This window comes from Pseudomonas fluorescens (assembly GCF_902497625.1).
GTDB classification, from domain to species: Bacteria; Pseudomonadota; Gammaproteobacteria; order Pseudomonadales; family Pseudomonadaceae; genus Aquipseudomonas; species Aquipseudomonas fluorescens_BQ.
Window position 1 is genome coordinate 18977 of record NZ_CABVGX010000014.1, and the last position, 11875, is coordinate 30851.

The 11875-nt window shown below is 53.7% G+C and carries 12 protein-coding genes; 7 read left to right on the top strand and 5 right to left on the bottom strand.

The annotated features are described in order from the left end of the window. The first annotated feature begins 107 nt into the window (after positions 1-107). From F8N12_RS10790 to F8N12_RS10820, 7 genes are read left to right on the top strand one after another with little or no spacing between them, the layout of a single operon-like run. Positions 108-1265 (top strand): acyl-CoA dehydrogenase family protein, encoded by a 1158-nt coding sequence (locus F8N12_RS10790; protein ID WP_150580418.1) that lies wholly within the window; start codon positions 108-110, stop codon positions 1263-1265. Between the two features lie 2 nt (positions 1266-1267). Continuing rightward, on the top strand, positions 1268-2419 hold the full coding sequence (locus F8N12_RS10795) for an aminoacyl--tRNA ligase-related protein (protein ID WP_150580419.1): 1152 nt from the start codon (positions 1268-1270) through the stop codon (positions 2417-2419). Positions 2420-2445: 26 nt separating this feature from the next. After that, positions 2446-2697 (top strand): acyl carrier protein, encoded by a 252-nt coding sequence (locus tag F8N12_RS10800; RefSeq protein ID WP_150580420.1) that lies wholly within the window; start codon positions 2446-2448, stop codon positions 2695-2697. Then, a complete protein-coding gene (locus F8N12_RS10805; protein ID WP_150580421.1) occupies positions 2694-3572 on the top strand; it encodes a methionyl-tRNA formyltransferase in 879 nt (292 codons plus the stop codon). The genes F8N12_RS10800 and F8N12_RS10805 overlap by 4 nt, the downstream gene beginning before the upstream one ends. Next, on the top strand, positions 3562-4533 hold the full coding sequence (locus tag F8N12_RS10810; RefSeq protein WP_150580422.1) for a hypothetical protein: 972 nt from the start codon (positions 3562-3564) through the stop codon (positions 4531-4533). Before F8N12_RS10805 ends, F8N12_RS10810 begins: the two co-directional genes overlap by 11 nt. Next, entirely contained in the window at positions 4534-5790 is a 1257-nt protein-coding gene (locus tag F8N12_RS10815; protein ID WP_150580423.1) for an MFS transporter, read from the top strand. Between the two features lie 34 nt (positions 5791-5824). After that, positions 5825-6535 (top strand): 4'-phosphopantetheinyl transferase family protein, encoded by a 711-nt coding sequence (locus F8N12_RS10820; RefSeq protein WP_150580424.1) that lies wholly within the window; start codon positions 5825-5827, stop codon positions 6533-6535. A 58-nt stretch (positions 6536-6593) separates the two neighbouring features. Here the strand turns inward: F8N12_RS10820 and cyoE are convergent, their stop codons facing one another. Genes cyoE through cyoA form a run of 5 tightly spaced genes read right to left on the bottom strand, consistent with a single transcriptional unit; the run spans position 6594 to position 11440 of the window. After that, positions 6594-7481, bottom strand: coding sequence for a heme o synthase (cyoE, locus tag F8N12_RS10825; protein ID WP_150580425.1), 888 nt, complete (start codon positions 7479-7481; stop codon positions 6594-6596). A gap of 11 nt (positions 7482-7492) precedes the next feature. Next, positions 7493-7828, bottom strand: coding sequence for a cytochrome o ubiquinol oxidase subunit IV (gene cyoD, locus F8N12_RS10830; RefSeq protein ID WP_028623533.1), 336 nt, complete (start codon positions 7826-7828; stop codon positions 7493-7495). Next, complete coding sequence (locus F8N12_RS10835; protein WP_150580426.1) at positions 7829-8455, bottom strand: cytochrome o ubiquinol oxidase subunit III; 627 nt, start codon at positions 8453-8455, stop codon at positions 7829-7831. Positions 8456-8458: 3 nt separating this feature from the next. Next, positions 8459-10489 carry a cytochrome o ubiquinol oxidase subunit I gene (gene cyoB / locus F8N12_RS10840; protein WP_150580427.1) on the bottom strand — a complete coding sequence of 677 codons (2031 nt, stop codon included), beginning with the start codon at positions 10487-10489 and terminating at the stop codon, positions 8459-8461. Between the two features lie 3 nt (positions 10490-10492). Beyond that, entirely contained in the window at positions 10493-11440 is a 948-nt protein-coding gene (cyoA, locus tag F8N12_RS10845) for a ubiquinol oxidase subunit II (protein WP_150580428.1), read from the bottom strand. Positions 11441-11875 lie beyond the last annotated feature (435 nt).

The following is an 11875-nucleotide window of genomic DNA, read 5'->3' on the forward strand; positions in this document are numbered from 1 at the left end:
TAAAAAAACAGAGCATGCCTGCGGACAACCGTGCGTGACACAGAAACGAGAGCAACCTTCGGACACTCATCCAAGCAGTCCAGGCAACCTATTAAAAGGCACAGCGCATGAGTACTATCAGACTTGAGATTTCGCAACTTCTGGATGATCTGGGGCAGCTGAACATCGCCGAACTTCCTGTTGCCGAGCGCATCATCAAGTTGGTCAAATTAAATATACATTCTCTCCCAGTCATGTTCCCGAATATGACGGCCCATGAATACATGGCCGTCGTAGCAAAACTGGCTCAACTGGACGCCTCTTCAGCGCTAAGCCTGTCCATGCATCTGTATACGCTTTGGGGAATCACCGCGCGTCAGGGCGCGAAGTTCAGCCAGGTGCTGGACGACGTTTCAACTCATGGCCGTCTGATGGGGTCGCTCAATGAGCCCGGTCTGTATTTCCTGACGCCGGATCAGCTGAATATAGACACCTATCCCGTCAGAGCAAAAAAAGTCGCAGGTGGATACCGTGTTACTGGCGTGAAGAAATTCGTGTCCCTGGAGCCTTTCGTCTCTTATCTTCCCGTGTATTGCATGGTCGAAAACTACTCAGGCGATGACCTCGGCGTCATCGCGCTGATGCTGAATAAAAAGGAGCCGGGGGTTTCGGTCATTGAAGACTGGAACAGCGTTGCCATGCAGGACACCTACAGCAACAGCATTAAATTCGATGATGTCTTTTGCCCTGAAGAACTGGTAATCAGCGGCGAGGACACGCCCATTGCCAGCCTGTCGATGCAGGGTTATCTGTTCCGATTCAACGTATGTTGCGTATATCTCGGCATTTCCCGTCAGGTACTAGATCTAGCAGTTAATACAGTCAGTACCAAGCGTCCGCCTAATGGGGATCATGTTTTAGCCAAATACCCTGGTGTGCAATTCTCAATCGCTGAAATGCTGATTTCCCTGGAAATCATGGAATCGCAAATGCGCTCCTTTTGCATGGCACTGGATGATTTCATGGCCGCAGATGCGCATGTCGACCTGGCCGTTAACAGAATCAGCCTCATCGCCAAGGAAGTAATCGCACGAGAATCAAACTCGTTGGTTTCGAACGCCATGAAAATCACTGGCATCAATAGCTTGTCGAACGACAATCCGTTGTCCGCCATCTTCAACGACATCAAGGCTGCGCAGTTCCATCCACCCCAGCGTGATGTGACTTATGAAATTCTGGCGAAAGAGAAACTGGGCGTGATTTCCTACAAGCGGCGGTGGATGTAACGATGACTATGTTTTCAGATCAGATCCCGAATGCCACCTTCACTCAAATCAAATCAGCACTGCCTTCCGGGATCAAGAATGGTCGCCTGAGTGAATTGCTCGAGCGTATCCCCTACGTTAGCGAATCAGTCAAAAGCGTAAGATATCTCGAGTCCGAGCACTGTGCGTTGCTGGACATCGAGACTGCAGATCTTTCGGAACGCAAAAAAATCAGCGCCGATCTCGAAGAGCTTATTGAGGCTTTGCTGGTTTCGAAAATTTCGCCTCAAAAGATATTGAAAACACAACTGCGACCGAAGGCTGACGCCTGCGCAATACACCCTGAAAAATCTGCCAGCTATTACGATGCAAGTGATGTGCTGTTGATCGACGCTATAGACAGGTTGTTACTCGCGATCGCCGGTCGACACGGCGCCCATGTCCGGGAATACGCATCAATCTATACCGCTGAGATAATGGAGCGAAACGGTTACCACAAAAATTTCCCGCAAAACGTCTACGGTGTCACCCAGATCCCTCATAACTACGCGCTGATCAAAGACATCCGCGAATCTAAATCTTCGAGCATTGCACCTGATCTGTTTCAGAACCATGGGGCTTTTTTGCAACCTTGCGTTTGCTACCACTGCTACGCAGAAATTCAGCAAACGCGGCAGTCGCAAGCGGTGTTCACCATGAAGGGCCGATGCTTCCGGCATGAGATTCAATGGCGACTGGACAGGTTTCGCCGTAACGAATTCACCATGCGCGAAATTGTCTTCATGGGCAGTGCGGCATTTGTGGAAGAAAAACGACTGGAGATCATGGAGGAGATCTGGGGTCTCTTTTGCGAACTCGGCCTGTACGGACAGATCGTGACTGCACGCGATCCGTTTTTCCACTACGACGACATGAAAACCAAGGGCGCTATCCAATTGATGGCCGATGCCAAATATGAACTGGAATTTATTTCCGTTAATGGCGACTCCAGCTCTATAGCGTCGTTCAACAATTGCCAGGACACGCTGTGCGAGAAGTTTGAAATCACCAACGACGAAAATCACTGGCTGCATTCCGGTTGCGTTGCCTTTGGACTGGATCGATGGCGGGCTGCGCTATACGAGCAGTATGGTTCAGACGTTGATAACTGGCCCGACCAGCTCAAAGACTGTTAACTCAACCAGAGAAAGGGATTCGCAACATGAATTTGATTCAAGAAACCGTCCTGCGTGTCATCGGACAAATTACCGGTTCGCCACTCACTCTGGAGATGGATTCGTCCCTCTCTGACATGCGCGTTAATTCCGTAAAAATCATCCAGATTATTGCCATGCTTGAAAATGAACTTAACTTTGAACTCGATGAAGAAGACTTGCTCATGAGCAACTTTTCCACGCCCCGGCAAACCATCAAGTTACTTCGCGAAAAATATGGCTCAGTAGAACTGGCATGACTTGTCGAATCGCCTACATTTGCGGAAAACAGGGATTGTCGATAATCCCCGTCCTGCGCGATATCACAGGGCCAGAGAACCTGATGGTTTTTGCATCAGCATCGGCGTTCCCTGAATGGGCAGGTGAGCACGATGGCATCAAACCCGTCGAATCCGCTGACAGACTGAAAGTCGACATGAAAACTTTCAGGCCGGACATCATTTTTGTCATGACCTACCTTGCCCGGCTGGATGCATCACTGTCGGAATGCAGCAAGTACGGCATGGTCAATATCCACCCGTCATTGCTACCAAAATACCGTGGCGGCGCGCCGATATTTTATGCGTTAAAAAATGGCGAAGAACAGGTCGGGGTGACCTTTCACTTTATCACCGCGGAGTTTGACCAAGGCGACATCATCCACCAGACGACCATAAAGGTCACGCCGCAAGATTGTGCCAGCTCAGTCTGGTTGAAGGTATTAAAGAAGATTGTGGCGCAACTCCCAAGTGTCATCGAAAACCGCAGTGAGTGGGCCTCAAGGGCGAAAAAACAGGACGATGCTTTTGCCACATTTGTCGGATTTCCGTCTGCGCAAGAGCGAACGTTGAGTGATCTGAAAGGCGCTGAAGAGAACCTCGACATTATCAGAGCATGCGGACGGGTGACAGGTGCGCCGCTATTGATTAACGGACAAACCATCTTCGTAACAGATGCCAGCATGACGCATCTGAATGCCGACTGCGATGACACGGCTGCGGCCTTCATCAGCAGTGACAACAAGCTGATAGTCAGGGTGCGTGATGGCTGGATGCGAGTCGACGCGGCCAGGTACAACGACAAGGCCATATCCTCGTGGAGGATTATTATGGAAGTGAAAGACAATGGTGCTTAATCAGAAAAAATTAAATATTGAAGGGAAACCATTCTCTTACGATGAACAGTATGACAGGCGCTTCCTGGATTGCTGGCGAAGGCAGGCCGTTGTGTTTCTGAAACAAAATGGTGCCGACGTCGACCTGCTTTTTTATAACTCGCTGGTGTCAACCGATCAGATTTTTCGGGATCACATTCTGGAGCATAAGCCGAAGTGGGCCTTTCAGACGTCTGTGCTGGATAACCACGGACTCGCCTTGGCAGGTTGGCAACAAAGTCCCAAGACGTACGAAACGTTTGATCTGGCGCAGAAGGACATTCGGGAGCATCTGAGAAAGGTGCCCTTTGCAATTGTCTTGGGTAGTGTCTTCTATTTACCCCACTGCCCTGAATATCGAACCGGGCACCTCAACCACTCGATCGTGTTGACCGGACAGGATGGATCTTCCGCCTGGAGCATCATCGATGATGACGATGCCTCTGTCCTGAGAACCTATCGCTACGATCAAAGTTACATCGCCCGTTATTTCGATAACAACGGCACTCGCATGGTCCGGTATTTCCACCCCATCACGACACACGACGAGGAAAGTGGCCGAACTGCCGCGATTCGACGTTGCGTGGCTTACCTGTGCGCGCTCGAAGACAGCTACAAACTGCTGGCTGAAGTCGAATGGATTGCGAATAACCCGTACGAATCTGTCGCAATCCGGGCAAGGAAAATACACGAAGCCTTTTCTATCTATTCCGGCTCCAGAAGCCTGTTTTCATCCTTCGCTCAACGGGTCCTTGATGATCAGACTGCCGCCGGGCAGTTCAGCGAAATCGCCGATGAAGCAATGGTTATCAAATATGCGATGACCAAAGCTGAAATTACCAATCATATCAACGTCGCCTCCATAACCAAGAGATGCGAAAAACTCGTCACTCTTGAGCGCCGCGCACTTTCCTTATTAAGAAAAAATCTGGGATGCTCCTGAATGGCTTTAGGCATTGAATTGAAAACAGCCGAATCCAGTTATATCAGGCTGCTCGCCGAACCGATGTTCAGGCGATTTTTCCTGAGCCAGGTCATGGTCAGCATCGGCGATGGTTTCTTCGGAGTACTGGTCACCTTCCTGGCACTGACGATGGGTGCATCCGTCGGCACATTGGGCATTGTCGCTTTCTGCGTAACATTTCCACGAGGCATACTGGGCATTCTGGGCGGTGCAGTTGCGGACCAGTACGATCGTAAAAAACTGATGGTCTTCTGTGATTGGGTTCGTGGTTCAGGCGCGCTGGCTCTCGCGCTGCTTTTGCACATGGATGCGTTAAGTATTGTCTGGCTTACCTTCATTGGCGCAATGGTGACGAGCACTTACGCAGTATCCAAACCGGCAAGCAAAGCTTTCGTTCCGAGCCTTGTCGAGACAAAACAACTGACACTTGCCAATGGTCTCGTGCAGAGCGTGCTCTGGCCGTGCTTTTTTCTGGGTGCGGGTCTGGTGGGTGGATTGAGTGCACTGAATGTGACACCGGCCAACTCGCTGATTATTTGCGCCCTGCTTTTCTTCTGCTCGCAAACGCTGCTGACGGGCATGAAGGCGCAAACTCTACCTACCAGTGCTCGTAGCGCCTTTCAACTGCTGCAACAGCTACATACCGGCTGGATAACGCTGCTGTCACACCGGGCGCTGATGGTGCGAATTACCGGCTATTTTTTTTACACCGTCGCGTGGCGCGGCACCCTGCAAATAGCCCTCCCTTTGTACGCAGTCGGCACACTTGAGCAACCCGCTACGTTTTACAGCAGCCTGATGGTGGCCTGTGGAATAGGCGAACTTGTCAGTTCGCTGGTGATCGGCAAACTTCGCATCGCGAATAACTTGAAACTGGCATTCTGCGGAGAAATCATTCTCGCCCTTGCACTCCTGGTTCTCGTCGCGAGTGCTCTTACAGACGTGCCGGCCATCCCACTCGCGTTCATAGCCAGTGTGTTGATAGGGCTCTCGGCAACGGTCATCGACATACCGTTGATCACCGCCATCCAGAGGGAAATCGACGACGACAAATCCGCCAGGATATTCAGCTACTGGAGCGCGCTCGGTGCTTTGGGGGGCAGCGTTGGCATTCTCATCGTAAGCGGCCTCATTAGTCTTCTCGGACTTGAAACCTCTATGGCTGTCATGGCGGCATGGCTAGTCATCGCAGCGATAGTCGCCTACGGACTCGCATACCGGGGAGGCCCTCGATGAGTCTCGTCCCGCCTCCTCGCCAATGAACCCGTTAGTGGTCGCGGCCCGCGCGTCAAAGCAACCCGTAGCGTTCGATCTGCAATCACTCCTGTCGCACGAGGAATTACTTCGGGCCAGCGAAATTACCGACGTTGCAGGCAGAACGGATTTCATTCTGGGAAGAGCGCTTCTTCGCGGCGTGCTCTCCAGCATGCTTGATATGGAGCCGCACAGGGTGCCCATTCGTATCGAGAAAAACGGCAGACCCTGCCTGGAGAGCAACGAACTGGAATTCAGTCTGAGCCACGCCAGCGGGTATGTCTGCGTCGCAGTCTCAAGAAACGGCAGAGTGGGCGTCGATATCGAAGGTGTGGGCTCCCTGAAAAATAACGAGCTCCTGAACCAGTACCTTCGCAAAACATTCGGCAAGGATTCAAACCCATGCACAACTACGGATTACGACCTCGCCGGCAAGTGGTGTATGGCCGAAGCCTATGCCAAATGCTCGGGCAGAGACCTGCTAAGCGCCTTACGCTCAAAAGAGCTAAGGACCCTGATGAAGCAATCTCAGTGCTCCGATTGGTTCATCGGCCTGGACCACTCCCTGTGCCTTAGCTCCATTGCTGGCGGCCGGATACCTCTCGCACTCTGCGTCCAAACGCATCCGACACCGTTCAGCCTGATGGAAGTCGACCTGTCAGATGCCTCGTTTCTGACCACGTTGAGCAAAGCACGCCGTAAAAACACACCGCCCCGCCTGCTGTGAAATAACCAAAAAAAACCGCCCCTCTTTCGAAGGGCGGTTTTTTATTCAGCAACCAATCTCAAGGCGCGTATGTCAGCAACAACTCACTCGGCACTTTGAAATCCAGCGACATCATCACGCTCAACGCGGTAATGGTGAAGATCGAGAACACGAACAGCTTGCGTGCCCAGACCGTGTCATCCACTGCCTTGTAACCTGTCCAGGCCATGTACAACCAGTACATGCCCATGGCGGCAGCGACGGCCAGGTAGCTCATGCCGGCGTAGCCGCTGAAGGTCAGCATCAAGGTCGCCAGGAGGAACGCCAGGATGTAGAGCAGGATGTGCTTCTTGGCCACTTTGATGCCGCGCTTCACGGGCAGCACCGGAATCGATGCGGCCAGGTAATCGTTGAAGCGGAAGATCGCAATGGCGTAGGAATGCGGCATCTGCCACAGGCTGAACATCACCAGCAGCGTCAGTGCGGCCATGTCGAAGGTGTTGCTGACCGCGACGTAGCCGATTACGGGAGGCATTGCGCCCGACAGACTGCCTACCAGCGTGCCGTGCACCGACTTGCGCTTGAGGTACAGGCTGTAGAAGCCGACGTAGATGACGAAACCGATCACCGCGAACAAAGCCGCCAACGGGTTGGCGACTTTGTACAGCAGCACCACACCGGCAACGCCAAGGACGGTCGCATAGATCAAGGCCAGTTTCAGGGAGATGAGGCCCTGGACCAGCACGCGATTCTTGGTGCGCTCCATCTTCACGTCGATGTCACGGTCGATGCAGTTATTGAAGACACAACCGGAAGCGACGACCAGGGATGTGCCGATCATGGCGGCCAGGAAAATGGCCAGATCGACATGCCCTTTGGAGGCCAGGAAGAATCCGCCTGCCACTGAAAGCACGTTACCGAAAATGATCCCCGGTTTGGTGATTTGGATAAAGTGCTTAAAGGACATGCGGAGTTTCCTCAGTGCGCCATCATGTTGGTGTGGATGCTGAACATGATCCACAGCGACAGGCCAACCAGCAGGACAATCACGATCGCCGCGAACACAAACGCAATCACGTTGTTACGCTGAGCGGCCGAGCGGTCCAGGTGGAGGAAGTACACCAGGTGCACCAGCACCTGGACGACTGCGAAGATCAGTACGATCCACAGGGTCATGGCTTTCGGCAAGGTCGGGTACATCACCAGGCCGAACGGAATGACGGTCAGGATCACTGACAGAATGAAACCGATAGCGTAGGACTTGACGCTGCCGTGGCCGGCGTCGTGGCTATCGTGGGAATGAGCGTTAGCCATTTACATAGTCCCCATCAGATAAACAACGGTGAATACGCAGATCCACACCACGTCCAGGAAGTGCCAGAACAGGCTCAGGCAGCTCAGACGCGTCTTGTTGGTCGCCGTCAGGCCGTTCTTCTGCACCTGGTACATCATGATCGCCATCCAGATCAGACCGCTGGTCACGTGCAGACCGTGGGTGCCGACCAGGGTGAAGAACCCGGACAGGAAGCCGCTGCGGCTAGGGCCGTAGCCTTCGGAAATCAACAGGTGGAACTCGTTGATTTCCATGGCGATGAAGCCGGCGCCGAGCAGGAAGGTCATGCCCAGCCAGCCCAGTACCTGGCTCTTCTTGCCCTTGAACAACGCCAGCATGGCGAAGCCGTAGGTGATCGAACTGAACAACAGCAGAGCGGTTTCGCCCAGCACGTACGGCAGCTCGAAGATGTCGGCGCCCGACGGGCCACCGGCTACGTTGTTAACCAGTACCGCGTACACCGCGAAGATCGACGCAAACAAAATGCAGTCAGTCATCAGGTAGAGCCAGAAACCGAAGACGGTCATCTCGCCCGAGTCGTGGTGATGGTCATCATGCCCATGTCCATCGACATGGGTGTGTCCAGCATTGGTCACTAAGTTCGACATGGTTTAAGCCTGTTCCAACGAGGTTTCAACACGGGTGGCGTTGGCGGGGATTTTCCCGGCCGCGACCAGACGTTTGTGCTGCTCGGCTTCGATGCGCTCGATGACATCCACCGGCACCATGTAGCCCTGATCGTCACGGGCGGCATGGATAGTGAAATACACCACGGTGCCAACCAGACTTGCGATCGCCAGCCACCAGATGTGCCAGATCATTGCGAAACCGAACACCGTCAGCAGAGCACCCATGACCACACCGGTCGCGGTGTTGTTTGGCATGTGGATCGGCTCGTACTTGGCCGGAGCCTGGTACGCCGTGCCGTTTTCCTTGGCTTCGGTGAACGGATCGATGGTTTCTGCTTTTGGCAGCACAGCGAAGTTGTAGAACGGTGGTGGCGACGAGGTCGACCATTCCAGGGTATGGGCATTCCACGGGTCACCGTGTTCGCACATGTTTTCCGGCTTGTTGCGGTCACGCACACTGACGTACAGCTGGATCAACTGGCAGGCGATGCCGACAGCGATCATCACCGCACCGAACATGGCGACGTACAGGTACGGCACCCACTCGGGGTTGGTGGTGGCGTTCAAACGACGGGTCATGCCCATGAAGCCCAGTACATAGAGCGGCATGAAGGCGACGAAGAAGCCGGTGATCCAGAACCAGAACGCTGCCTTGCCCCAACCTTCGTGCAGCTTGAAGCCGAACGCTTTCGGGAAGTAGAAGGCGAAACCTGCGATGTAACCGAATACCGCGCCGCCGATGATCACGTTGTGGAAGTGAGCGATCACGAACAGGCTGTTGTGCAGCACAAAGTCAGCACCCGGGATGGCCAGCAGTACGCCGGTCATGCCGCCAATGGCGAAGGTGACCATGAAGCCCAGGGTCCACATCACCTGACTGGTGAAGCGCAGACGGCCCTGATAAATGGTGAACAGCCAGTTGAATAGCTTCACCCCCGTCGGGATCGAAATCAGCATCGTCGCCAGACCGAAGAAGGCGTTGACGCTCGCACCCGAACCCATGGTGAAGAAGTGGTGCAGCCAGACCATGAAGCCAAGGATCGAGATAGCACCCGATGCGTAGACCATCGAGTGGTGACCGAACAGACGCTTGCCGGTGAAGGTCGAGATGACTTCGGAGAAGATACCGAACGCCGGCAGAATCAGGATGTACACCTCGGGGTGACCCCAGGCCCAGAACAGGTTGACGTACATCATCGGATTGCCACCAAGTTCATTGGTGAAAATGTGGAAATCCATGTAACGGTCAAGCGTCAGCAAAGCCAGAGTAGCGGTCAGGATCGGGAACGAAGCCACGATCAGGACGTTGGCCCAGGTGCAGGTCCAGGTGAAGATCGGCATGTCCATCAGCTTCATGCCCGGGGTACGCATTTTCAGCACAGTGGCCAGGAAGTTGACCCCCGTCAGCGTCGTACCTAATCCGGATAGCTGTAGCGCCCAGATGTAGTAATCCATCCCCACGCCCGGACTGTATTGCAGGCCCGACAGCGGCGGATAGGCAACCCAACCGGTCTTGGCGAATTCGCCGACGCCCAGCGACAGGTTGATCAGCACCACGCCCGACACCAGCAGCCAGAAGCTCAGGGAGTTCAGGAACGGATAGGCCACGTCACGCGCGCCGATCTGCAGCGGCACTGCAAGGTTCATCAGGCCGGTGAAGAATGGCATCGCCATGAAGATGATCATGATCACACCGTGAGCGGTGAAGATCTGGTCATAGTGTTCAGGTGGCAGGTAGCCAGGCGAACCCTCGGTGGCCATGGCCAGCTGGGTCCGCATCATGATGGCGTCGGCAAAACCGCGCAGCAGCATGACCATGGCGACGATGATGTACATCACGCCGATTTTCTTGTGGTCGACCGAGGTCAGCCACTCGGTCCACAAGTAGGTCCACTTCTTGAAGTAGGTGATTGCAGCGAACAGCGCCACGCCACCGAGCGCGATCATGGCGATGGTAATCATCACGATCGGTTCGTGGAACGGGACCGCTTCCCAACTTAATTTACCAAACATCGTTTACTCCTCTGCCCCGGCAGCTGAATGCGAACTCATGTCCATGCCTTCCATGTTGTGCGCCACTTCCTTCTCTTTCTTCTCGTGGTGCATCGGCTTGCCCGGCTTCATGCCTTCGTACTTGTCGACGATGATCTGAAACAGGCCCGGCGTGACCGAGGAGTAGAGCTCGACTGGGTTGTTCTGGCTTGGCTTGGTAAGGGCTTCGTATTCAGCTTTTTCCAGCTGTTTAGGTGCCTTTTTGACTTCGCTTACCCAGGCGTCGAAATTTTCCTGAGAAGTGGAGATCGCTTTGAATTTCATGCCGGTGAAACCTGCGCCGCTGTAGTTGGCAGAGATGCCTTCCATTTCAGCGTCACGGTTGGCAATCAGATGCAACTTGGTCTGCATGCCGGCCATTGCGTAGATCTGGCCGCCCAGGCCCGGGATGAAGAACGAGTTCATCACCGAATCGGAGGTCACTTTGAAGTTGACCGGGGTGTTCGTCGGGAACACGATCTTGTTGACCGTGGCGATGCCCTGTTCCGGATAGATGAACACCCATTTCCAGTCCAGCGAGACCACTTCGATGGTGATCGGCTTGACGTCGGATTCCAGCGGACGATACGGGTCAAGTTCGTGGGTCGACACGTAGGTGACGTAACCCAGCGCAATGATGATCAGCACTGGAACAGCCCAGACCGCAATTTCGATCTTGGTGGAGTGCGACCACTTCGGCGTGTATACGGCGTCAGTGTTGGTCGCGCGGTATTTCCAGGCGAACAGGAAGGTCATGACGATGACCGGGACCACAACCAACAGCATCAGCAACGTTGCGGTGATGATCAGGTTTCGCTGCTCCAGGCCTACCTGGCCCGTAGGATTGAGCAAGGTCATATTGCAGCCTCCCAGCAAGAGCATGCTGAGTAGCGGCAATAAGCCTAGTAGTCTGGGGTACCTGTTTTTACTCATCTCACGACCTCTAAAGCAGCTTGCGCAATGCAGTTGGGTTTTGATCGCCAACACTTCACCCTGCCAAGGGTTGGCATTTCTCTTGATTGAATAAGGGCTGCCCGTCGCGCGTCAGACGCTGTTCGACAAATCCTGGGTCAGCGGTGAGTTCTTATTCGAATTCGTGGTCAAAGGCCTGGTTACAGACCAATTCCATTTGGTGCGGATAAAGGAAAGGCACCGACACTGGGAGTCGCACGAAGCACACGTGCTTCTCGACGCCCTGTTAATTGCTCAAAGATGAGCAGTGCCGGGAATTCTGTGCGGGCGATTGTAGATAGGTAGCGATGCAGAAACCATGTCTCATCCCGAAATAATTTGTCTCCATTCCAGCAACAATGATTAGCGTTTTTTGCAAAAACGCGACCTGTTACAGATATCGATTCTCAATAAAAA